Here is a 22,924-nt window from a genome sequence, read left to right on the forward strand (position 1 = left end):
CGGGCCGGGCGGGTCAGCGGCGGTCGTAGTCGACCGTGACCTCCGGGGTCGTCGCGCGCGAGCGGCAGGTCAGGATCCGGCCCGCGGCGACGTCGTCCTCGGTCAGCGCGTACCGGACGTCCATGTCGACCTGGCCGTGGCGCAGCGTCGCCCGGCAGGTGCCGCACGCGCCGCCAGTGCACGAGTACGGCACCTCGAACCCGGCCCGCAGCGCGGCGTCCAGCACCGTCTCGCCGGCTTCGGCACGCACGCACGTCGTCGTGCCGCCCAGCGTCACCGCCACCCGGGCCGCCGTACCCGCCGGGTCGCGCGGGGGCGCCGCGCCGCGGAACAGTTCGAAGTGGACGTTCTCCTCCGGGACGTCCGCGTCGGCCAGGGTGCGCCGGGCCAGGTCCACCAGGCCGCGCGGGGCGCACAGGAACCACTCGTCGACCTTCGCCGGGTGCAGCCGGTTCTGCAGCAGCGCGCGCAGGCGGGTCCCGTCGAGCCGCCCGCGCTGGTACCGCTCGTGCGAGATGGCGAGTGCTTCGCCGATCGTGTCGAAGTGCCGGGGCCGGTGGGTGTGCAGATCGGGGTCGCGCTCGTCGGTGCGGTAGTGGACGACGTGGAGCCGCCCGCCGAACCCCTCGGCGAGCGCGCTCAGCTCCGGCGCGAACAGCGTCGTGGCGCCCGAGGTGTTGACGTACAGCAGCGTCGCCCGGCTGTGCGGTTCCTCGGTCAGCGCGCTGACCAGGATGGACAGCACCGGCGTGATGCCGCTGCCCGCGGCCAGGGCGACGTAGTGCGCCGCCCGCGCGGGGTCCGGGGTGAAGGTGAACGCGCCGGACGGCGGCAGGACGTCGAGGAAGTCGCCCGTGGCCAGCGTCGTGGTCGCGAAGCCGGAGAACGCGCCGCCGGGACGCCGCTTCACCACGATCCGCAGCTCGCCCGGGCGCGCCTGCGCGCAGATCGAGTACGTCCGCCGCACCGGGCTGCCGTCGAGCACCGCGCGGACCGCCACGTGCTGGCCGGGGCGGAACCGGAACTCCGGCGCCAGGTGCCCGGGCACCTCGAAGGTGATCTCGGCGGCGTCCGCGGTCAGCGGCCGCACCCGCCGCACGCGCAGCCGGTGGAACCGGCTCGGCCCCAGCGGTGGCGGCTCCGGGGCGGCCTCGGGGCAGCCGAGGTCGTCGGTCAGGCGCCGCCACGCGCGGTATTCCGACGGCGTCAGCTCGCGGCCCCACGCCGTGATGATCGGGACGTCGCGGGCCAGGTAGGCCTCGCGGTTGTCCTTCCACGCCCGCAGGTAGCGGTAGAACGGCACGGCGGGGTGGAGGTGGTGCACCAGGTGGTAGTTCTGGAAGAGCATCATCGGCGTCATCAGCCACTCCAGCCCCACCCGCACCCGCGTGGTGCCGAACTTGTCCCGCGGCTCCGCGGCGGGCAGGCCGTGGTGCGGCAGCCAGTCGAACCACCACGCCAGCACGGCCAGCCCGATCCGCTGCGGGAGCACGTATCCCAGCAGCAGTTCCCGGCCGTGGCCGCAGGCGAGCAGGGCCGCGGCCGCCGCGAACGCCAGTGACAGCGTCAGGATCGTCTCCGCCCGTTCCGAGGCCGGGCGGCCGTGCACCCGGGCGGTGTAGAAGCGCGCGTACCAGAAGTCGATGGTCAGCCAGCGGAACGGCAGCGACCACCAGGATCCCTGTGACGTCCACGCGTCCGGATCGGTGTGCGAGTCCGCGTTCGTGTTGCGGTGGTGTTCACTGTGGATGAACCGGAGCAGCGGGAACGACGCGTAGACGGCGACGAACGGCATCGCCAGCCTGCCGAGCGTCTCGTTGACCCACGTCAGCTTTCCTGCGGCGTGGTGCGCCGATTCGTGCACCACGGTGAACATCGTGAAGGTGACGATCGCGTGCAGGGGCACGGTGAACACCGGCGGCGCCACCCCGGCGAGCAGCAGCCAGGTCGCGGTGACCCACAGGGCGACGCCGCCGGCGAACAGCAGGAGCGTCGGCACCGACACGCGGGGCAGCGGGATGCGGGGCGAAGGCACCGCGGGGGAGGCCGGCACGCCGGTCGCGGGCGCCGGGGACGGTCCGGACGTCCCGGAGCCACGCGGCGGGGTATCGACGACGGGCATCGAGCGGTCTCCTCGGTCGAGAAGCTCCTGGCGAGGCGGGAGTCACCGTAGACAACCCGGAGTTGTTTGTAAACGTTCGGGCAGGCTTCGAAAAAAGGTGTCCGCCAGCCCGAAGGCAAGCGCCGGGTAAGCTCGCCTTGTGAACGTCGTCACCTCTCCCGCCCCCGTGTCCACCCGGGAACGGCTGCTGGCCGCGGCGTCCGGCCTCATCGCCGCGGAGGGCTGGGCCGCCGTGACGATGGGCAAGCTGGCCGCGCACGTCGGCGTCAGCAGGCAGACCGTCTACAACGAACTCGGCTCCAAGGGCGAGCTCGCCGAGGCACTCGTGCTGCGCGAGGCCGGCCGCTTCGCCGAGCGCGTGACCGAGGTCGTCGCCGCCTACCCCGGCCGGCCGGTCGACGGCGTCACCGCGGCGTTCCGCCAGACCCTCGAAGCCGCCCGGGGCAACCCGCTGCTGGTGATCGCGCTCGGCTGCCCGAAGGGCGGCCGCGACGACTTCCTCCCGCTGCTCACCACCCGGTCCGAGGGCGTGCTCGAGCGGTCCGTCGACACCGTGGCGACGCTGTTCGCGCAGGGCTACCCCGAGGTGCGGCTGAGCCCGTCGGAATGGGCGGTCGCGGTCGAAGCCATCGTCCGGCTGCTGCTGTCCCACCTGGTGCAGCCCAGCGGGTCGGTCGAGCACGCGACCGGGCAGATGCGCTGGGTGATCGGCCGGATGCTCGGCGCCTGACGCCGCAGGTAGCCCCCGCCCCGGTGGCCAAGGCCACTGGCCTAGACTCGGACGTCCCGGTCTGCAGGTGACCTGGGGCCGTTTCCGCAGGATTGTCCAGCACAATCGTTACCGCTCGAGGAGAAGACCTTGAAGAGCACCGTCGAGCAGCTCAGCCCGACGCGAGTGAAGATCAATGTCGAGGTGCCGTTCGACGAGCTTCAGCCGAACTTCGATCGCGCCTACCGCAAGATCGCCCAGCAGGTGCGCATCCCGGGCTTCCGGCCCGGCAAGGCGCCCGCTCGCGTCCTGGAAAGCCGGATCGGGCGTGGCCCGGTGCTCGACGAGGTCGTCAACGAGGCCATCCCGGCGAAGTACATCGAGGCCGTCCGGGCGAACGAGGTGCGCACGCTCGGCAACCCCGAGTTCGACGTCACCAAGCTCGAAGACCGCGACGTCCTGGAGTTCACCGCCGAGGTCGACGTACGCCCGGAGATCGAGCTGCCCGATCTGGACGGCTTCGTGATCACCGTCGACGACGTCGAGCTGACCGATGCCGAGGTCGACGAGCAGCTCGACGAGCTGCGCGCCCGCTTCGGCACGCTGACCGGCGTCGAACGCCCGGCCGAGACCGGCGACTTCGTCTCGATCGACCTGGCCGCGACCGTCGACGGCGAGGCCGTCGAGGAGGCCGCCACCTCGGGGCTGTCCTACGAGATCGGCTCCGGCCAGCTCGTGGACGGCATCGACGAGGCGATCGTCGGCGTGAGCGCCGGCGAGACGAAGACGTTCACCACCCAGCTCGTCGCCGGGGAGCACGCCGGCAAGGACGCCGAGGTGACCGTGACCGTCCAGTCGGTCAAGCAGCGCGAGCTGCCCGAGGCGGACGACGAGTTCGCCCAGATGGCGAGCGAGTTCGACACGATCGAAGAACTCAAGAGCGACCTGCGCGAGCGCCTCGGCCGCGTCAAGAAGATGCAGCAGGGTGTCCAGGCCCGCGACAAGGTCCTCGACGAGCTCCTGGAGCGCACCGAGGTGCCGATCCCGGAGAAGGTCCTCGACGCCGAGATCGAGAACCGCAAGCACGACGCGATCCACCCGTTCGACCACGACGAGGCCCAGTTCGCGCAGGCCCTCGAGGCCGAGGGCCGCACGGTCGAGGAGTTCGACGCGGAGACCCGCACCGAGTCGGAGAAGGCCGTCCGCACGCAGCTGCTGCTGGACACCATCGCCGACAAGGAAGAGGTGTCGGTCAACGACGGCGAGCTCACCGAGCGGATCATCTACCAGGCCCAGCGCTTCGGGATCAGCCCGGACGAGTACGTCCAGCGCGCCCAGCAGTCGGGCCAGCTGACCGCGATCTACGCCGACGTCCGGCGCGGCAAGGCCCTCGCGTCCGTGGTCCGCAAGACCACCGTGACCGACGGCTCCGGCGCCGAGGTCGACCTCTCGGAGCTGTTCGGCACCGAGGAGCCGCCCGCCGACGTGGCAGCCGAGGAGACGCAGGTCACCGACGAAACGGCCAAGACTCCGGCGGAGTGAAGCTGTGAGCGAACTTGGGCGGTGTCGGGCATTCCGCGCCGCCCAAGTTCGTTAGGGTCGGTTACAAGATCTCAAGCATCTGAAACGACAGCGGTGGCCGTCAACACCGGGCCGCCGCCGGCGAAAAGGCAGGCAGACGTGACGCAGCACACGCCCGAGGCGCGGACCGGTACCGCAGGGCTCACCCTCACCGACTCGGTGTTCGAGCGGTTGCTCCAGGAGCGCATCGTCGTCCTCGGCTCCGAGGTCAACGACGAGATCGCCAACCGGATCACCGCGCAGCTGTTGCTGCTCGACGCGGACGACGCCGAGTCCGACATCCGTTTCTACATCAACTCGCCGGGTGGCTCGGTCACCGCCGGGTTCGCCATCTACGACACGATGCAGCTGATCCGCCCGGACGTCGCGACCTACGCGATGGGCATGGCGGCCTCGATGGGGCAGTTCCTGCTGTCCTCGGGCACGCCCGGCAAGCGGTACTCGCTGCCGCACGCGCGGATCCTGATGCACCAGCCGTCGGCCGGTGTCGGCGGCACGGCGTCGGACATCGCGATCCAGGCCGACCTGTTCAACAAGTGGAAGCAGGAGCTGGCCCGGATCACCGCGGACCAGACCGGGCAGACGGTCGAGCAGATCATCGCGGACGGCGACCGCGACCGCTGGTTCACCGCCCAGGAGGCGAAGGACTACGGGTTCGTGGACCACGTCCTCACCGCCGACATCGCCCGCCCGGGCTCCCGCTGAGCCCGAAGCACCAAGGAGACTTTCGATGAGCAACTTCAGGCTCCCGGGTGACTTCCAGGGCCCGAGCATCCCCCAGTCGCGGTACATCCTGCCGTCGTACGTGGAGCGGACCAGCTACGGCGTCAAGGAGTCGAACCCGTACAACAAGCTGTACGAAGAGCGGGTCATCTTCCTCGGCGTGCAGGTGGACGACGCCTCGGCCAACGACGTGATGGCCCAGCTGCTGCACCTCGAGCACGAGGACCCGGACCGCGACATCCTGGTCTACATCAACTCGCCGGGTGGCTCGTTCACCTCGCTGATGGCGATCTACGACACCATGCAGTTCGTCCGCCCGGACATCCAGACGTACTGCCTCGGCCAGGCCGCCTCGGCCGCCGCGGTGCTGCTGGCGGCCGGCACGCCGGGCAAGCGCTACGCGCTGCCGAACTCGCGCGTGCTGATCCACCAGCCGGCCACCGAGGGCACCTACGGCCAGGTCTCCGACCTGGAGATCCAGGCGAACGAGATCCAGCGGGTGCGGCGCCAGATGGAGGTCATCCTGGCCAAGCACACGAACAAGGACCCCGACCAGATCAAGGCCGACATCGAGCGGGACAAGATCCTGACCGCCGAAGAGGCCAAGGCGTACGGCATCATCGACGAGGTGCTGCCCTACCGCAAGGCGTCGGCTCTCTAGCGATCCGCCGGGCCGGTGTGTGTCGAGAAGACGACATACACCGGCATCCTGGTTTAGGGTCGTCCTCTGACGTGCTCCCGGAAGCTCGTGGGTGTTCCCGCTCACGGCATCGGACGGGTACCGTCAGTGGCAATGCGTGAGACCCCGCTCGCATCCACACGTGCGGCAGGGTCGCACCGTCGCAACACAGTCAGGCGTGGAAACCCGCGCCGGAGGGGACGAGGTCAACGGCCATGGCACGGATCGGTGACGGCGGAGACCTGCTGAAGTGTTCTTTCTGCGGGAAGAGCCAAAAGCAGGTGAAGAAGCTCATTGCCGGCCCCGGGGTCTACATCTGCGATGAGTGCATCGACCTCTGCAATGAGATCATCGAGGAGGAGCTGGCCGAGGCCGGCGACGTCAAGCTCGACGAGCTGCCCAAGCCCGCCGACATCCACGAGTTCCTCGAGCAGTACATCATCGGCCAGGAAGACGCCAAGCGGACCCTCGCGGTAGCGGTCTACAACCACTACAAGCGGATCCAGGCGGACGACAAGGCCGGCCCGAAGGACTCCAAGGAGGAGTCGGTCGAGCTCGCCAAGTCGAACATCCTGATGCTCGGCCCCACCGGCTGCGGGAAGACCTATCTCGCGCAGACGCTGGCAAAGCTGCTGAACGTGCCGTTCGCGATCGCGGACGCCACGGCGCTCACCGAGGCCGGTTACGTCGGCGAAGACGTCGAGAACATCCTGCTCAAGCTCATCCAGGCGGCGGACTACGACGTCAAACGGGCCGAGACCGGGATCATCTACATCGACGAGGTCGACAAGATCGCCCGGAAGAGCGAGAACCCCTCGATCACCCGGGACGTCTCCGGCGAGGGTGTCCAGCAGGCACTGCTGAAGATCCTCGAGGGCACCACCGCCTCGGTCCCGCCGCAGGGCGGACGGAAGCACCCGCACCAGGAGTTCATCCAGATCGACACGACGAACGTGCTGTTCATCGTGGCCGGCGCGTTCGCCGGGCTGGAGAAGATCATCAACGAGCGGGTCGGCAAGCGCGGCCTCGGCTTCGGCGCGGAGATCCGCACGAAGTCCGAGATCGAGGAGAGCGACGTCTTCTCCGACACGATGCCCGAGGACCTGATCAAGTTCGGGCTGATCCCGGAGTTCATCGGCCGGCTCCCGGTCGTGGCGACGGTGAACCACCTCGACAAGGAATCGCTGGTCAGCATCCTCACCCAGCCGCGCAACGCCCTGGTGAAGCAGTACAAGAAGCTCTTCGAGATGGACAACGTCGAGCTCGAGTTCACCGCGACCGCGCTCGAGGCCATCGCCGACCAGGCGGTCCTTCGCGGCACGGGTGCTCGCGGGCTGCGGGCCATCATGGAAGAGGTGCTGCAGCCGGTCATGTACGACATCCCGAGCCGCGACGACGTGGCGAAGGTCGTCATCACCGAGCAGACCGTCCGGGAGAACGTGAACCCGACGATCGTGGCCCGGCAGCCGACGCGGCGCGCGCGTAGCGAGCGCGGCGAGAAGTCGGCCTGACACGGGGCGTCACAGTGTCTGTCGGTGAACCCGCGTCCGCGATCGCGTCGCCCTGGGCGGCGCGATCGCGGGGCCTGCCGGCCGGGGCGGGTTCGGGTGTGGTTGGCTTCGCCGGTCGTCGCCATGCACTAGCGCACTCTCCGGGCCGCACGGGCCCGGAGACCCGACAGGAAAGCTGAATGACTGCTGACTCCTTCCCGGGTCCCGGGGGCACCGCCTCCGGCGGCGGCGTGCAGGCGCCGCCGCCCCCGGTCCCGGTGCCCGCTCGAGACGCGGACGCCCCGGCCGGGCCGGTGCTCGGGTTCCGCGAGCTGAGCGAGCGCGTGATCGCGTCGGTCTTCGACCGGTACCCGTGGGTGAACCGCGTGCTGATGGGCATGCTGGCCGTGTTCGCCGGTACGTGCGTCGTGGCCGTGGTGGCGCGGCTGTCGCCGTTGCCGCTGATCCCGGTCCCGTTGTTCGTCGTCGCGGGCTACGGGCTGTGGCAGGCCCGTGGGGTGACCGCGCGGCGTCAGCTGGTCAACTGGGTGCTGCTGTTCGCCGTCGCGACCTTGGTCGGCTTCTGGCTGATCTCCGTCGTCGGCCGTTGGGTGGAGTGAGTTCCCTCCGTCGGACGGGTTTGAACCGGCGGGCGGTGGGGTAAGCCGCTTCCGTGGTAGCTGCCCTCAGGCCGTTTCGGCATCCGGCGCTGCTCTATCGCGGTGACACCGAGTACCTGAACGGTGTCGTTCCGTTCCTCCTCGAAGGCCTCGACCGTGGCGAGCCGGTGGCCGCCGCCGTTCCCGGCCGCAACCTGCTGCTCATCGAGAAGGCGCTGGACGACCGGGCCAACGAGGTCCGGCTGATCGACATGCGGCAGGCGGGCCGCAACCCGGGCGCGATCCTTCCGTCGGTGCTCCACGCCTTCGCCGCCGGGCACGCGGGCCCGGTGCGGATCGTGGGCGAGCCGATCTGGGCCGGCCGCACCGACGTCGAATACCCGGCGTGCGTGGTGCACGAAGCGCTCATCAACAACGCCTTCGCGGGCCACGACCTGGCCGTGCTTTGCCCCTACGACGTCGGGGCGCTGCCGCCGCCGGTCCTGGCTGACGCCGAGCGCACCCACCCCGAGCTGTGGGGCCTCGCCGGGCCGTTCATCAGCGCGCGCTTCGATCCCGACGGCGTGCGCGCGGATTTCACGCGGCCGCTCGTGCCGCCGGTGGGTGTCGTCGAGCGCCGGTTCGACCTGGGGCAGCTGGGGTCGCTGCGCGGGTTCGCGGAGATCTGGGCCGCGCGGCACGGCCTGCGCCGGCCGCGGCGGGACGACTTCGCCCTGGCCATCGCCGAGCTGACGACGAACAGCGTGCTCTACGGCGGCGGCACCGGCGTGCTGCGGCTGTGGGCGGACCCGTCGCAGGTGGTCGGCGAGGTGAGTGACGGCGGGACGATCGCCGAGCCGCTGGCCGGCCGTATCCCGCCGTCGGCGATGACCCTGGGCGGCCGCGGCCTGCTGCTGGTGAACCGGCTCGCCGACCTGGTCCGCACGTACTGGGTCCCGGGCCGAACGACCACCCGCGTCCACTTCGCCCGCTGAGCGGCGGCCGACCCCGCGGCAGACCTGGTCAGTCGGCGCGGGGGACGTGCTTGCCGAGGAAGCTGATCACGCTCGGCACCACCGTCCGGTTGAACGAGTCGCCGTGCTTGCCGTGGGCCGTGTGGGCGACCGCCGGGTGCGCCGCCTCGATGTAGCGGCGGACGCCGGTGATGAACGAGTCCTCCGTGCCGCACCAGATGCCGTTGGGCACGGTCTTCGTCTCGTCGATGTGCCGCAGCGGGTCGAGCGTGGTCCAGTCCTGGATGCCGGTGAAGATGTGCCGCTTGGCCATCTCGTCCCACGACGTGATCAGCGCCGGGGCCAGCGTCGCGACGGCGGACGGCGGCTGGCGCCGCTCGACCCGGCGGCGCGTGTACACCAGGGCCCCGAACCCGCCCATCGACGTGCCCGTGCAGGCGAACGGCAGGCCGGTGTCGCCGGCGAAGCCGCGGGCCCGCAGCCACTGCGGGACCTCTTCCAGCAGCATCGCCATCGGGTCGTCGCCGGGGTGGACCTCGTGCCAGTAGTTGTCGCCGCCGTCGACGGCCACGAAGCCGAACGCCGGGACGGCCTTGCGGGCGACGTCGCTGGCGAGCTGCTTGAGCGTGCCCGTGGGGGCCGCGCTGCGGGCGTTGCCGTGCAGGCCGTGCAGCATGAGCGACATCGGCAGCCCCTTCGGCGGGGTCTTCGACGGCAGGATGAACACGAGGTCGACCATGCGGCCGCGGGCCGCGGAGTAGACGCGCTCGACGCGGGTGCTGCCCAGCTGGGTCGTCGGGTTCGACGACGTCACGCCCAGCGTCCGCTGCAGGGCCTGGCTGAACGGCAGCGTGCCGGTGGCCGTCCCCACGGCGAGGCCGGTCACGGCCAGCCCGGACGCGCCCGCGATGAGCACCGAACGGCGGCTGAGCCACCGCCGGGCGCCCTGGACCGCCTCGACGACCGCCCCGGCCGGCTCCGCGTCCCCGTTTTGCTCGTTCACCCTGTCTCCGTCCCCCTGGCCCCTCGAATAAGGACGCCGCGCACCCGCTCCGCGTTCCCTCGCGCCCCGTTCACCGGGTTATTCGTTATCACCCTGCCCGGCGTTTCCGGTCTTCGCCCGCCAAGCCGCTTTCGCGGCCTCGGCCGAGCGTCCGGCCTGCTCCACAGTGTCCCCGAGTCCGACCGCGAGGGTGATCCCGAGGGGTACCAAAATGTGGTCTATGCCCTGTTCACCGGGGCCGAAGTGGCCGGAAGCCTCGAGCGTGACGAACCCGTGCAGTGCGCTCCACAGCTGAGCGGCCGCCTGGTACTCGTCCGCGGGCCGGAACCGGCCCGCCTGGATGGCCCGCTCGGTCGCCCGGACGATGTGGCCGAACGCCTCCAGGCCCTCCTGGGCGCCTTCGCGGCCTTCCGCGGTGGTGAGGTCGGACAGCGTCGCCCGCTTGCCGCCGGGCGTGGTCTGGCCGAACGTCACCGCGAACAGCTGCGGCCGCTCGGCGACTGCCTGCTGGTAGGTGCGGGCCATCGTGAAGATGTCCGCCACCGGGTCGTCGGTCTCCCCGGCCTCGGCCAGCCACCGGCTGAGCAGCACGAAGCCGGCGCGCGCGACCTCGTCGACCAGCCCGGACATACCGCCGAAGTGCGTGTACACGGCCATCGTCGAGACGCCGACCTCCGCCGCCAGCTTGCGGGCCTGGAGGGTTTCGGGGCCGCCGTCGTCGAGCAGCCGGATGGCGGCCTCGACCAGGCGGGCCTTGACCTCGGTCGCGCGTGGTTTCGGGCTCATGCTTGCCAGTATCCCATAACCCTGTTATACCTGGAGGCATAACCGAGTTATAAAGCTGCCGAGGGGTCACTCATGGGCAACAAGTTCCTCGAAGGAAACTTCGCCCCGGTAAGCCGGGAGCACACGATCACCGAACTCGCCGTCACCGGACGGATCCCCGAGTTCCTCGACGGCCGTTACCTGCGCAACGGCCCCAACCCGCTGTCCGAAGTGGACCCGGCGGCCTACCACTGGTTCATGGGCGACGGCATGGTCCACGGCGTGCGCCTGCGCGACGGCAGGGCCGAGTGGTACCGGAACCGGTGGGTGCGCAACCCCGCCGTCGCGGCGGCGCTGAACGGCGAGGACGCGAGCCGGTTCTGCGGGCTGGACGCGCTCGGCGCCAACACCAACGTCATCGGCCACGCGGGCAAGACCCTTGCCCTGGTCGAGGCGGGCGCGCCGATCTACGAGCTGACCGACGAGCTCGACACCGTCGGCCGCTGCGACTTCGACGGGACGCTGCCGGGCGGCTACACCGCCCACCCCAAGCGCGACCCGCGCACCGGTGAGCTGCACGCCGTCTCGTACTTCTTCGGCATGGGCAACAAGGTCCAGTACTCGGTGATCGACGCCGGGGGCCGCGTTCGCCGCACGGTCGACGTCGAGGTCACCGGGTCGCCGATGATGCACGACTTCTCGCTGACCGAAAACCACGTCGTGTTCTACGACCTGCCGGTGACGTTCAACGCCGGCATGGCGGTCTCCGCCGGCGTGCCGGCCGCGCTGCGGACCCCGGCGAAGCTGGTGATGTCCGCGATGATCGGCAAGGTCCGCGTGCCGGACCCGGTGACCGCGATGATGGCCGGCCGGATCGGCGCGAACGGCGGCCTGCCGTACCGCTGGAACCCGAAGTACCCGGCGCGGATCGGCGTCATGCCCCGCGAGGGCGGCAATCGTGAGGGCGGCAGGGGCGACGTCCGCTGGTTCGACGTCGAGCCGTGCTACGTCTTCCACCCGCTCAACGCCTACGACGACGGCGACAGCGTCGTGCTCGACGTCGTGCGCCACCCGAAGATGTTCGACACCGAGCTGCACGGCCCGGGCGAGGGCGGCCCGACGCTGGACCGCTGGACCGTCGACCTCGCCGCCGGCAAGGTGCTGGAGGAGCGGCTCGACGACCGCGGCCAGGAGTTCCCGCGCGTCGACGAGCGCCTGGTCGGCCGTCGCCACCGCTACGGCTACGCGATATCGGCCGATGGCGGCGCGAACCCCAGCGGGTCGCTGTTCAAGCACGACCTGCAGACCGGCCGGCGCGCCGAGCGCGCGTTCGGCGCGGGACGTCAGCCCGGCGAGTTCGTCTTCGTGCCCCGCCACGAGGAGGCGGCCGAGGACGACGGCGTCCTGCTGGGCTTCGTCTTCGACCCGGCGTCGCAGCGCAGCGACCTCACGGTGCTCGACGCGGGCACGCTGGAGACCGTCGCCGCGATCCACCTGCCGGACCGCGTGCCGAACGGCTTCCACGGCAATTGGGTGCCCGCCTGAACCGTGTCGACTCTCTGATCACGCGTGTCGACCCTCCAGTCACGCGTGTCGACCTTCCCGACACGACGCTCGGCGCGCCGAGCCCGCGGACACCCGTGATCGAAGGGTCGACTCGCGTGATCAGGGAGACGACTCGCGTGATCAGGGAGTCGACACGCGTGATTGGGGGGACGACACGGCGCCGGCCGGCGGGCTCAGGTCAGGATGCGGTGGTCGCCGGTGTAGAGGTTCATCGAGTCGCCGCGCAGGAAGCCGACCAGCGTCATGCCGTTCTCCTCGGCCAGCTCGACGGCCAGTGACGACGGCGCGGACACCGCGGCCAGCAGCCCGATGCCGGCCATCGCCGCCTTCTGCACCAGTTCGAACGACGCGCGCCCGGACACCAGGAGGCCGTAGCCGGGCGCCGGGATCCGGCCTTCGAGGACCGCCCAGCCGAGCACCTTGTCGACCGCGTTGTGCCGGCCGACGTCCTCGCGGACGACATCGATCCCGCCGTCCGGGGTGAACAGCGCGGCCGCGTGGAGGCCGCCGGTGCTGGCGAACACCTTCTGCCGGGCGCGCAACGCGTCCGGGAGGCCGGAAAGGGTCTCGCTCTTCACGGCGAACCCGGCCGCCGCCGGGGAGAAGCGGGTGCTGAGCTTGACCGCGTCGAGCGCCGCCTTGCCGCAGACGCCACACGAAGAGGTGGTGTAGAAGTTGCGCTCGACGCCGGTGTCCGGCGGCGGGACGCCGTCCGCCAGCGCGATGTCGAGCACGTTGTAGGTGTTGCGGCCCTGGTCGTCGACGCCGTCGCAGTAGCGGGCGACCGCGATGTCCTCGCGGCCGCCGATCACGCCCTCGGACAGCAGGAAGCCGTGGGCCAGTTCGACATCGTGCCCGGGCGTGCGCATGGTGACCGCCAGCGCCTTACCGCCGACTCGCAGCTCCAGAGGCTCTTCGGCGGCGAGCGCGTCGAGGCGGCGCCGGTCCCCGGTCGCGGAGATCCGCCGTACCGGCCTGCGCACGGTCACCCTGCCCATCGGCACACCCTTCCCTGCCCGAAAGTTTGACACTCGTATGGTGCAACACCGGGTTTTTGGTAATACATTCCCTCCATCACTCATCAGAGTACGGAGGGGACTCGATGGCTCTCGGCTTCCTGGACCGATCCCGGACCGTGGCACCCCCAGGCTGGACGCGCTGGCTCGTGCCGCCGGCGGCCCTCTCGGTGCACCTGTCGATCGGGCAGGCCTACGCGTGGAGCGTCTTCAAACCGCCACTGGAGAAAACGCTTCACCTGACCGGCACGCAGAGCGCGCTGCCGTTCCAGCTGGGCATCGTGATGCTCGGGTTGTCCGCCGCGTTCGGCGGCACCCTCGTCGAGAAGAACGGCCCGCGCTGGGCGATGTTCGTGTCGACGTGCTGCTTCGCCACCGGGTTCCTCATTTCCGCGCTCGGCGTGGCGACCGGGCAGTTCTGGCTGGTCGTGCTCGGCTACGGCGGGATCGGCGGCGTCGGCCTGGGCATCGGCTACATCTCGCCGGTGTCGACGCTGATCAAGTGGTTCCCCGACCGGCCGGGCATGGCCACCGGCATCGCGATCATGGGCTTCGGCGGCGGCGCGCTGATCGCGTCGCCGTGGTCGTCGTCGATGCTCGGCACCTCGCCGACGCAGGGCACCATCGCGACGGCGTTCCTCGTGCACGGCGTCGTCTACGCGGTGTTCATGTCTCTGGGCTGGCTGCTCGTGCGGGTGCCGGCCGACGGCTGGAAGCCGGCGGGCTGGGAGCCGAAGACCGACCACGGCACGGCGATGATCAGCACCGCGAACGTTTCGGCGGCCAATGCGATCAAGACGCCGCAGTTCTGGTGCCTCTGGGTCGTCCTGTGCTTCAACGTGACCGCGGGCATCGGCATCCTGGAGAAGGCGTCGCCGATGATCCAGGACTTCTTCAAGGGCACGTCGACGCCGGTGGGCGTGGCGTCGGCGGCCGGGTTCGTTGCGCTGCTGTCCCTGTGCAACATGCTCGGCCGGTTCGTCTGGTCGTCCACTTCGGACCTGGTGGGGCGCAGGAACATCTACCGCACCTACCTCGGCGCCGGCGCGGTGCTGTACCTGGTGATCGCGCTGACGCAGAACTCGTCGAAGCTCGTGTTCATCCTGTGCGCGATGGTGATCCTGTCGTTCTACGGCGGCGGGTTCGCGACGGTCCCGGCGTACCTCAAGGACCTCTTCGGCAGCTACCAGGTCGGCGCGATCCACGGCAGGCTGCTCACCGCGTGGTCGGTGGCCGGCGTGCTCGGCCCGCTGATCGTCAACCGGATCGCCGACAGCGAAAAGGCCGCGCACAAGGCCGGTCCGGACCTGTACACGATGTCGTTCTACATCATGATCGGCCTGCTCGTCGTCGGCTTCGTGGCCAACGAACTGGTGCGACCGGTCAAGGAGAAGTACCACGAGCCCGTGCCGGCGGGCGCGGCCGCGAGGAGTGAGGCGTGATGGCGGAGGAGGAAACGCGGCCGAACCGCGTACCGCTGATGGTGCTGGCGTGGGCGTGGGTCGTGCTGCCGTTCGGCTACGGCGTCTACCAGCTGTTCCTGAAACTGGTCCAGCTCTTCGGCTGAGTCCGGTTCGTGAAGGCCACCTTGAGGAACTCAGAGTTCCTGAAGGTGGCCTTCACGGCTTTCTGTGACCTGCCTCACGCGTGCAGCAGAACGGGGTTCGCGGGCGTCGGTAGGGCGTGCATCCACTGGGGAAGATCGTCGTCGCCGGGCTGGCCCTGGTCGTTTTCGGCGGTACGGCGTACGGCTACGCGAACCTCCGCGCTCTCGACGAGGTGACGCGGGACAGCGTCATCGACGCCGAAGGCGAGACGAAGCCGGGGGAGCAGCCCGCCGACGGCTCGCTCGACATCCTGCTCGTCGGGCGGGACTCCCGGAACGATCAACAGGGCAAGCCGTTGGCGCCGGAGATGCTGCGCGAGCTGCGGGTCGGCGCCAACGGCGACGACCTCACCGACACCCTGATGGTGCTGCGGATCCCGAACGGCACCAAGGAGGTGAAAGCGTTCTCCATTCCCCGGGACAGCTACGTCTCGATGCCGGGCGGGAAGGGGAAGATCAACTCCGCGTTCGGGCGGGCGAAGGCGGCCGAAGCGCGGCGGCTGCGCACCGCGGGCGAGTCCGACAAGGCGAAGATCGACCAGGGCGCGCTCACGGCCGGGCGGCGCGCGACGCGCCAGGCGGTCGAGGACCTCACCGGGGTGAAGATCGACCACTACGCCGAAGTCAACCTGCTCAGCTTCTACGAGATCAGCAAGGCCATCGGCGGCGTCGACGTCTGCCTGAAGGCAGCCACGAAGGACGAGAACTCGGGCGCGGACTTCCAGGCCGGTCCGCAGCGCATCTCGGGTGCGGACGCACTCGCCTTCGTCCGGCAGCGCGACGGTCTCCCCGGCACGGACCTGGCCCGCGTGCGGCGCCAGCAGGTGTTCCTCGCCGGGCTGGCGCGGCAGGTGCTGTCGGCGGGCACGCTGGCCGACCCGGGGAAGCTCTCGGACCTCATCGAGGCGGTGAAGCGCTCGGTGGTGCTGGACGATTCGTGGAACCTGCTCGACTTCGTCGCCCAGATGCGCGGAGTCAGCGGCGGGGGGATCCAGTTCGCGACGATCCCCGTGGCGAACGTCGACTACCGGTACGACCCGGCCAACCCGAAAGCCACGGCGGTGCAGGTGGACCCGGCTGCGGTGAAGTCCTTCGCCGCGAGCCTGATCGGTTCCGCCGCACCCAAGAACTCCGCCGCACCCAAGAACACTGCCGCGCCCAAGAGGCCGGCCGCCGCCCCGGTCACGGTCGACGTCTCCAACGCGAGCCCGAAGGAGGGGCTGGCGGCCCGCGTGGGCGGGTTCCTGGAGCAGCACGGGTTCACCCAGGGCACGCCCAAGACCACCGGCTCGCGGCGGACGTCGCTGGTGCGCTTCGGCCCGGACCTCGCCGCGCGCGGCGCCGAGGTCGCCAAGCTGCTCGGCGGGCTGGCGACGCAGGAGTCCGCGTCGGTCCCGGCGGGCCACATCGAGGTGATCCTCGGCACGGTGTACTCCGGTCCCGGCGTGGCCGGTGGCGGCGGCGCGCCCGCGGGCCCCGGGGACGAGCCGATCACTTCGAACGGAGTCGTCTGCGTGAACTGATCTGTCGCCATTTCCGTTTGATTCCCAGAAATGTGCCCGGATTTCCGCGAGGACGCGATCGGCTTTCCCGCCCACTGGACCACGGTGGACCACCCGGGTCAGTGGTCTTGACGCTGCGACCCTGGTGAGGCAGTGTGCGGGGACCGTCGGCGGCAGTGCCGGGCGACGGCGCGGGAAGTTCACCCGATCGGTGGGCGCTCCGGAAAGACAATTTCAGGGAATACGGAAAGTCCGGAATTTATGCGCAGCAGCGTCACCCGCGGTGGATGGATCTTGCTCGTCCTCGCTACAGTCCTTCTCTCTTCCGGATGCCAGTCGGCGTCCGCCTCGGTGCACTACCCCGGCGCGATCGACGCCTGCCGGCTGCCCGGCCCGAACGCGCAGGCGCAGCTCGCGCAGGGGACGGTCGAGATCCCGCCCGACTCGATCAAGACCGCCGACGCCAAGGTCGTGCCGGAGGACCAGCCGGGCGACGGCAACGAGGTCACCGGCTGCAAGCGCCTGTTCGCCCGCGACCTCGGCGGCGGGAAGCCCGACCTGCAGGACTACCGGCTCCTCACGATCGCCGTCGTGCGGTTCACCGATTCCGACGCCGGCCAGGCCGCCACCAAGGCCAGCCAGCTGATGACCGACGCGCTCGGCGACCACTCGGGCGTCCGGCTCGCCACCGGGGTCGGGGACGAGGCCGGGTTCGCCGAGCAGTGGGCCGCCGTGCGCACCGGCAACGTCGTGCTGGGCCTGGTCATCGCCGACGGCGGCACCGAGGCCGCGCTGATCCCGCCCGCGACCCTCGACAACGTGCAGGCCGTGGTCACGGACATGGCGAGCACGCTGCAGCGGAACTTTCAGGGCTGAGGCTCTTCCCGGCCTGGCTCTTCCCGGACTGGTTCGAGCCGGACCACGATGGCCTTCGACACCGGCGTGTTCGACTTGTCCGCGACCGAGTCCAGTGCCACCAGCGCGTTCGCCTCCGGGAAGTACGCCGCCGCGCAGCCGCGCGCCGTCGGGTACGCGACGACCCGGAAGGCCGGCGCGCGACGTTCCGGGTCGTCGCGCCACTCGGACACGAGGTCGACCACGGCGCCGTCGGCCAGGCCCAGCTCGGCCAGGTCGTCCGGGTTGACGAGCACCACGCGCCGGGCGTTCTCGATGCCGCGGTAGCGGTCGGACAGCCCGTAGATCGTGGTGTTGTACTGGTCGTGGCTGCGCATGGTCTGCAGCAGCAGCCTGCCCTCGGGCACCTGCGGGTACTCCAGCGGCGACACGGTGAAGTTGCCCTTGCCGTTCGCGGTGCCGGTGAACTCGCGGGAGTCGCGCGGCGCGTGCGGCAGGACGAACCCGTCGGGCTCGCGGACGCGGCGGTTGTAGTCGGCGCAGCCCGGCACGACCCGCGAAATCCGGTCGCGGATCAGGTCGTAGTCGGTCTCGAACGTCCGCCACGGCACGGCGTGCCCGGCGCCGAACAGCGTTTCGGCCAGCCGGCAGACGATGGCGACCTCGGACAGCAGGTGCTCGCTCGCCGGCTTCAGGCGCCCGCGCGAGGTGTGCACCTGCGACATCGAGTCCTCGACCGTGACGAACTGCTCGCCGCTCGCCTGGACGTCGCGCTCGGTGCGGCCGAGCGTGGGCAGGATCAGCGCGGACCGGCCGGGCACGACGTGGGAGCGGTTCAGCTTCGTCGACACGTGCACGGTCAGCGCGCACGAGCTCAGCGCCCTCTCGGTGAGCTCCGAGTCCGGCGTCGCCGACGCGAAGTTGCCGCCGACGGCGAAGAACACCTTGCCGCGGCCGTCGCGCATCGCGCGGATCGCGTCGACGGTGTCCCAGCCGTGCTCGCGCGGGACGTCGACGCCGAACTCGGCGGCGAGGGCGTCGAGGAACGACTGCGGCATCTTCTCCCAGATGCCCATCGTCCGGTCGCCCTGGACGTTCGAGTGCCCGCGCACCGGGCACAGGCCGGCGCCGGGCTTGCCGATCATCCCGCGCATCAGCGCGAGGTTCGCGATCTCGGAGATCGTCGGCACCGCGTGCTTGTGCTGCGTGAGCCCCATCGCCCAGCAGTAGATGGTGCGCTCGGACGAAGCGATCATCCGCGCGACGCGTTCGATCTGCTCGCGCGGGAGGCCGGTCGCGCGCTCGACCTCCGGCCAGTCGATCTCGCGCAGGTGCTTCGCGTAGTCGTCGAAGCCCTCGGTCGCCTGCTCGACGAACGCGCGGTCCACGATCGCGCCGGGTGCCTCGGCGTCCCAGGCCAGCAGCAGGTGCCCGACGGCCTGGAACAGCGCCAGGTCGCCGCCGAGGCGGATCTGGGCGAACTCGTCGGCCAGCGGCGTGCCCTTGCCGACGACGCCGCGGACGTTCTGCGGGTTCTTGAACCGCATCAGCCCGGCCTCGGGCAGCGGGTTGACCGCGATGATCTTCGCGCCGTTGCCCTTGGCTTCCTCGAGCGCCGAGAGCATCCGCGGGTGGTTGGTGCCCGGGTTCTGCCCGACGACGACGATCAGGTCGGCCTGGTGGATGTCCGCGAGGCTGACCGAGCCCTTGCCGACGCCGGTGGTGGCCGCCAGCGCCGCGCCCGAGGACTCGTGGCACATGTTGGAGCAGTCCGGCAGGTTGTTGGTGCCGAAGGAGCGCACCAGCAGCTGGTAGAGGAACGCGGCTTCGTTGCTGGTGCGGCCCGAGGTGTAGAAGATCGCCTCGTTCGGGTCGGTCAGCGCCTTGAGCTCGCCCGCGACCAGCTCGAAGGCGGCGGCCCAGGAGATCGGCTCGTAGTGCGTCGCGCCGTCGCGCAGCACGAACGGCTCGGTGATCCGGCCCTGCTGGCCCAGCCAGTAGCCGGTCTTCCCCCGCAGCTCGGAAACCGGGTGGGCGGCGAAGAACTCCCGGCCGACCCGCCGTTTCGTGGCTTCCTCGGCGACGGCCTTGGCGCCGTTTTCGCAGAACTCGGCCAGTTTGCGGTGCTCGCCGTCGATCTCCCGTGGCTCCGGCCACGCGCAGCCGGGGCAGTCGAAGCCCTCGCGCTGGTTCAGCAGCCGCAGCGCCTTGATCGTCCGGCCGGTGCCCATCTGCTCGACGCTGCGCGCGAGCGACACGGCCACGCCGGGTATCCCGGCCGCCCAGCCCTTCGGCTTGCCCACCTCGAGGCGGGTCTCGTCCACGTCCTGGGCCGGCGCTTCACGGGTCATGCCTTCATCGTCCGCCTTGCTGGTCGCTCGCGTTAACAGGGGTCAGGCTTCGGCGGTGCGCAGTCCGCGGTCGGCGACGGTGACCACGAGCAGGAGACCGGTGATGGCGATCAGGGCCAGGGCGAGCCGGTGCAGGCCCGCGGAGCCTGCGTGCGGCCCGTAGCAGAGCGCGATGAGCGTGGAGGCCACGATCGCGCCGAGGTACTGGGCGGTGCGGAACAGGCCGCTCGCGGTGCCCATCTGCCCGGCCGGGGCTTCGCGGTAGAGCGTCGTCTGGTTGGCGACGCTGGTCAGGCCCTGGGCCAGGCCGAACAACCCGGCCAGCGCGAGCAGTGCGCCGACCCCGGTGCCGTCGTGGACGAACAGGAGCAACGCGGAGCCGCCGACCAGCGCTACGGCGACGGTGACCAGCCGCGCCTTGATCCCGGACGCGCGCCCGGAGAAGGCCGCGGCGCAGACGGCGGTGCCCGACATCGGCAGGAGCATCAGCCCGGCGGCTTCTTCGCTCAGACCGCGCGCGGTCTCGAGCCACTGCACGTACCCGAACATGATCGCGTAGATGGCCATGAAGCTCAGCGACTGCCGCAGGTAGGTGCGCAGGATCGCGCGGTTGGCCGCGAGCATCCGGAGGTCGAGGAACGGGGCCCCGCGTCGCAGCTCCACCAGCGTGAAGGCGGTCCCGGCCGCGGCGACCACGGCGAGCAGCCAGAGGTCCGCGCCGGGGTTCATCAGGAAGAACAGGAGCGCGAGCAGGGTGGCGGAGAACAACGCGATGCCGAGCACGTCGATCCGGGTGGCGGTGCGCTCGCCGCGGTCGTCCTTCGGCACCCACAGCAGCGCCAGCACCAGCGACAGGCCGGCGAGCGGGATGTTCACGGCGAAGATCGCGGGCCAGCCGAAGAGGCCGATGAGTACCCCGCCGAGCGTCGGGCCGATCACCATCACCGTCTGCGCGGACATCGACAGCACCGACAACACACGCGCGGGCACACCCTGGCCGGTCGCCTCGGCGTGGTGACGCAGCACGGCCATCGCCGCCGGGAACCCGGCGCACGTGCCCAGGCCGAGCACGACCCGGACGCCGGTCAGCCAGCCGACCGAGATCGGGATCATGCCCGCGATCCCGGCGACGATCACCAGCGTCGCGCCGCCGAGCAGGACGCGGCGGGCGCCGTAGCGGTCGACCAGCAGGCCGACCACCGGCTGCCCGACCGCGGTGGCCAGGTACAGCGCCGAAATGAGCCAGGCGGTCTGGCCGGGACCGGCCCCGAAGCTGCGTCCGATCGGCACGAGCGCGACGGCGATGAGCGTGGAGTTGATCGGGTTGAGCACCGCGCCGGCCACCAGCGGGGTGACCAGGCGGGCGCCGAACTTGGCGGGAGCGGTGACGGTGGTCGTGAGAACTCCTCGTTTTTTACCGGCCGACTGGTTATCAGTGCTGAGCCACGCGCTGCAGCAGCGGCAACGCGCGGGTGACGGCGTCGAGTTCGGCGGGGGACAGTTCGTCCACCAGCGCCTGGGCGAGCCACTCGTCGCGGTGCCGCTGGATCCCGCGCACGGTGTCGGTGCCGTCGGCGGAGAGGCTGATCACCACGCGGCGCCGGTCGGCGGGGTCGGGCGTGCGGGCGAGGTAGCCCAGCTCGTCGAGGACGCCGAGGGTGGCGGCCATCGACTGCTGCCGGACGTGCTCGGCGGCGGCCAGCTCACCCTGCGTGGCGGGGCCGTCGCGATAGAGCCGGTGCAGCACGGCGGACTGCGATGGCGTGAGGATGCCGGCGTTGTCGACCTGGCGCAGCCGCCGGTGCAGCTGCCCGACGACCGCGCGGATCCAGCCGGCGCTCTCGGCCACGTGCGGAGATACTTCGCCCATGCACACAGTTTAACTGTTCAGTCCAGACTGTGCATCTGGGCCAGGTTCGTGAAGGCCACCTTGAGGAACTTCAAGTTCCTCAAGGTGGCCTTCACGAACAGTCAGTCGTGGCAGCCGTGGACGTCGGGCAGCGGGAGGTTCGGGTCGTACGCGCCCGGAACCTCCTTCTCCTCGCCGGGAAGCCCGGCATCGTCGGGGTTGGCGTATCCCGGAGCGAGATAGCCCTGCTTGAGCGCTTCGCAGCCGATGGATTCGTAGAAGGTGCCGCCGCCGTCGTCGGGCCACAGGCCGCGGCTGTCCGCCGCGAAGCCCTTGCCCTGGCGGATCACGTAGCGCTCGTCCGACCGCACGAAGCTGACGATCTCCCACGGTCCGGTCAGGCTGCCGGGGTGGGGAGAGTCGAACGCGTAGGCGACCACGTACTTCACGTCGACGACCAGTTCGCCCGGCTTCTTGCCGGGGCTCGCGGTCATCGAGCCGAGCGTGCGCGGGCCCTGGTCGAGCAGGTGGTAGCCGTCGGCGAGTTCGGTGACGTACCCGGAGAAGTCCGGCTTCGCCGCCAGGGTCTTCCCGACGGAGGCCTGGACGTCCTTGGCGAAGAGCGCCAGGAAGGCCGCGGTGTCGTGCCGGTCGAGCACGGCCGGGTCGAGCCTGGCGGCCGCGATCACCTGCTTGACCTTGGCGTAGGCGTCGCCGACCTGCGCGGGGGTGAACGACCCGACCGCGGCGGGTGCGGGCGAGGTGACCCCGTCGATGCCCTTCTTCCAGACGTCGGCCGGCGTCCGCGCGTACGCGTGCTTGAGGTCCACGTGCGCGACCCGGGCGACCGACGTCGGGTTGACCGGCGTGGGCGTGGGCGTGACCGGGCCGATGGCGGTTTCCGGCGCCGGGCGCCGCCCGGCCAGCACGATCGCCACCGTGGTCACGGCCAGGATCGCCACGAACACCGCGAAGATCCACCACCGGCGGCGCGGGCCGCGCGCGGCGCGTTTCTGCTGCTTGCGGAACTGCTTGCGGTCCTTCTTCGAACCCAGCCAGGCGTCTTTCTGCGCGTGCTTGCGCCAGTCCGGGTCCATCAGGTCCGGGTGCGAGTCGAGCAGGTTGTCTTCGTCCATGTGTCCCCCCAAGCCGACGTCTGATCATCGACCTCGGGTGACGAGCGTTACGGGCCTAGCCGAAATACGCGAACTCGTTGACGCCGATGCCCTGGATTTGGTGCACGATGATCGCCGCCGCGACCAGGCCGACCACGATGAGCAGGGCCAGCACACCCGGCCAGCGGCTCTGCCCCGGCCGGTTCCGACCACCCGTGCGGCGCTCGCGCTTGCGGCGTTTCCTGAGGTCCTTCTTCGCGCCCAGCCACGCGTCCCGCTGGGCGTGCTGCTGCCAGTCCGGGTTCATCAGGTCCGGGTGCGTTTCCAGGCGCCGGTCGTCCGGATCCTGCGGCTGCTGAGGCTGTGCCATCCCGAGTGCCTTCCCCCTGGGTGACCCGCCGTGACGGGTTCGTAGACTT

Annotated in this window: 21 protein-coding genes; 12 read left to right on the forward strand and 9 right to left on the reverse strand. The window is 70.6% G+C overall.

Annotated elements, in window-relative coordinates:
* Window positions 1–13: 13 nt before the first annotated feature.
* The gene (locus A3CE_RS0139485) at window positions 14–2,122 is read right to left on the reverse strand and encodes a fatty acid desaturase (RefSeq protein WP_020645624.1); all 2,109 of its coding nucleotides are present in this window, start codon (window positions 2,120–2,122) and stop codon (window positions 14–16) included.
* Window positions 2,123–2,261: 139 nt separating this feature from the next.
* Here A3CE_RS0139485 and A3CE_RS0139490 point away from each other — a divergent pair, with 139 nt between their 5' ends.
* The 7 genes from A3CE_RS0139490 (at window position 2,262) to A3CE_RS0139520 (ending at window position 8,898) form a co-directional block, all read left to right on the forward strand.
* A complete protein-coding gene (locus tag A3CE_RS0139490) occupies window positions 2,262–2,852 on the forward strand; it encodes a TetR/AcrR family transcriptional regulator (RefSeq protein ID WP_020645625.1) in 591 nt (196 codons plus the stop codon).
* 129 nt (window positions 2,853–2,981) lie between these two features.
* Window positions 2,982–4,373: a trigger factor gene (gene tig, locus A3CE_RS0139495; RefSeq protein WP_020645626.1), complete on the forward strand. Its 1,392-nt coding sequence runs from the start codon at window positions 2,982–2,984 to the stop codon at window positions 4,371–4,373.
* A 138-nt stretch (window positions 4,374–4,511) separates the two neighbouring features.
* Window positions 4,512–5,117, forward strand: a complete 606-nt coding sequence (locus tag A3CE_RS0139500) for a ClpP family protease (RefSeq protein WP_026469306.1) — start codon at window positions 4,512–4,514, stop codon at window positions 5,115–5,117.
* Between the two features lie 25 nt (window positions 5,118–5,142).
* The gene (locus tag A3CE_RS0139505) at window positions 5,143–5,796 is read left to right on the forward strand and encodes an ATP-dependent Clp protease proteolytic subunit (RefSeq protein WP_020645628.1); all 654 of its coding nucleotides are present in this window, start codon (window positions 5,143–5,145) and stop codon (window positions 5,794–5,796) included.
* 233 nt (window positions 5,797–6,029) lie between these two features.
* Complete coding sequence (gene clpX / locus A3CE_RS0139510) at window positions 6,030–7,325, forward strand: ATP-dependent Clp protease ATP-binding subunit ClpX (RefSeq protein WP_020645629.1); 1,296 nt, start codon at window positions 6,030–6,032, stop codon at window positions 7,323–7,325.
* A gap of 179 nt (window positions 7,326–7,504) precedes the next feature.
* Window positions 7,505–7,924: a hypothetical protein gene (locus A3CE_RS0139515; protein ID WP_020645630.1), complete on the forward strand. Its 420-nt coding sequence runs from the start codon at window positions 7,505–7,507 to the stop codon at window positions 7,922–7,924.
* Window positions 7,925–7,977: 53 nt separating this feature from the next.
* Window positions 7,978–8,898: an anti-sigma factor RsbA family regulatory protein gene (locus A3CE_RS0139520; RefSeq protein WP_020645631.1), complete on the forward strand. Its 921-nt coding sequence runs from the start codon at window positions 7,978–7,980 to the stop codon at window positions 8,896–8,898.
* A gap of 28 nt (window positions 8,899–8,926) precedes the next feature.
* Here A3CE_RS0139520 and A3CE_RS0139525 read toward each other — a convergent pair whose 3' ends face one another.
* Window positions 8,927–9,880: an alpha/beta hydrolase gene (locus A3CE_RS0139525; RefSeq protein WP_020645632.1), complete on the reverse strand. Its 954-nt coding sequence runs from the start codon at window positions 9,878–9,880 to the stop codon at window positions 8,927–8,929.
* Window positions 9,881–9,958: 78 nt separating this feature from the next.
* Complete coding sequence (locus A3CE_RS0139530; protein WP_020645633.1) at window positions 9,959–10,666, reverse strand: TetR/AcrR family transcriptional regulator; 708 nt, start codon at window positions 10,664–10,666, stop codon at window positions 9,959–9,961.
* A 72-nt stretch (window positions 10,667–10,738) separates the two neighbouring features.
* Here A3CE_RS0139530 and A3CE_RS0139535 point away from each other — a divergent pair, with 72 nt between their 5' ends.
* The gene (locus A3CE_RS0139535) at window positions 10,739–12,190 is read left to right on the forward strand and encodes a carotenoid oxygenase family protein (RefSeq protein ID WP_020645634.1); all 1,452 of its coding nucleotides are present in this window, start codon (window positions 10,739–10,741) and stop codon (window positions 12,188–12,190) included.
* Between the two features lie 194 nt (window positions 12,191–12,384).
* Here A3CE_RS0139535 and fdhD read toward each other — a convergent pair whose 3' ends face one another.
* Complete coding sequence (gene fdhD, locus A3CE_RS0139540) at window positions 12,385–13,209, reverse strand: formate dehydrogenase accessory sulfurtransferase FdhD (RefSeq protein WP_020645635.1); 825 nt, start codon at window positions 13,207–13,209, stop codon at window positions 12,385–12,387.
* A 104-nt stretch (window positions 13,210–13,313) separates the two neighbouring features.
* On the opposite strand from fdhD, the gene A3CE_RS0139545 reads away from it, so the two are divergent.
* From A3CE_RS0139545 to A3CE_RS0139560, 4 genes are all read left to right on the forward strand, one after another.
* Window positions 13,314–14,669, forward strand: coding sequence for an L-lactate MFS transporter (locus A3CE_RS0139545; protein WP_020645636.1), 1,356 nt, complete (start codon window positions 13,314–13,316; stop codon window positions 14,667–14,669).
* Window positions 14,669–14,794: an MFS transporter small subunit gene (locus A3CE_RS59425; RefSeq protein WP_020645637.1), complete on the forward strand. Its 126-nt coding sequence runs from the start codon at window positions 14,669–14,671 to the stop codon at window positions 14,792–14,794. The genes A3CE_RS0139545 and A3CE_RS59425 overlap by 1 nt, the downstream gene beginning before the upstream one ends.
* 116 nt (window positions 14,795–14,910) lie before the next feature.
* A complete protein-coding gene (locus A3CE_RS0139555) occupies window positions 14,911–16,356 on the forward strand; it encodes an LCP family protein (protein WP_020645638.1) in 1,446 nt (481 codons plus the stop codon).
* Between the two features lie 330 nt (window positions 16,357–16,686).
* Entirely contained in the window at window positions 16,687–17,211 is a 525-nt protein-coding gene (locus A3CE_RS0139560; protein ID WP_020645639.1) for a hypothetical protein, read from the forward strand.
* On the opposite strand, the gene A3CE_RS0139565 is transcribed toward A3CE_RS0139560, so the two are convergent.
* The 5 genes from A3CE_RS0139565 to A3CE_RS0139585 all read right to left on the reverse strand — a co-directional run bounded on the left by A3CE_RS0139565 (window position 17,202) and on the right by A3CE_RS0139585 (window position 22,875).
* Window positions 17,202–19,541 (reverse strand): FdhF/YdeP family oxidoreductase, encoded by a 2,340-nt coding sequence (locus A3CE_RS0139565; RefSeq protein ID WP_020645640.1) that lies wholly within the window; start codon window positions 19,539–19,541, stop codon window positions 17,202–17,204. The two genes, A3CE_RS0139560 and A3CE_RS0139565, sit on opposite strands and share 10 nt — an antisense overlap.
* A 42-nt stretch (window positions 19,542–19,583) precedes the next feature.
* Window positions 19,584–20,885, reverse strand: a complete 1,302-nt coding sequence (locus A3CE_RS0139570; protein ID WP_020645641.1) for an MFS transporter — start codon at window positions 20,883–20,885, stop codon at window positions 19,584–19,586.
* An 88-nt stretch (window positions 20,886–20,973) separates the two neighbouring features.
* Window positions 20,974–21,411, reverse strand: a complete 438-nt coding sequence (locus A3CE_RS0139575) for a MarR family winged helix-turn-helix transcriptional regulator (protein WP_026469307.1) — start codon at window positions 21,409–21,411, stop codon at window positions 20,974–20,976.
* Window positions 21,412–21,512: 101 nt separating this feature from the next.
* On the reverse strand, window positions 21,513–22,526 hold the full coding sequence (locus A3CE_RS0139580; protein ID WP_026469308.1) for a hypothetical protein: 1,014 nt from the start codon (window positions 22,524–22,526) through the stop codon (window positions 21,513–21,515).
* Window positions 22,527–22,581: 55 nt separating this feature from the next.
* Complete coding sequence (locus A3CE_RS0139585) at window positions 22,582–22,875, reverse strand: hypothetical protein (protein WP_020645643.1); 294 nt, start codon at window positions 22,873–22,875, stop codon at window positions 22,582–22,584.
* Between the last annotated feature and the right edge of the window lie 49 nt (window positions 22,876–22,924).

The sequence above is a fragment of the Amycolatopsis balhimycina FH 1894 genome (assembly GCF_000384295.1).
GTDB lineage: Bacteria > Actinomycetota > Actinomycetes > Mycobacteriales > Pseudonocardiaceae > Amycolatopsis > Amycolatopsis balhimycina.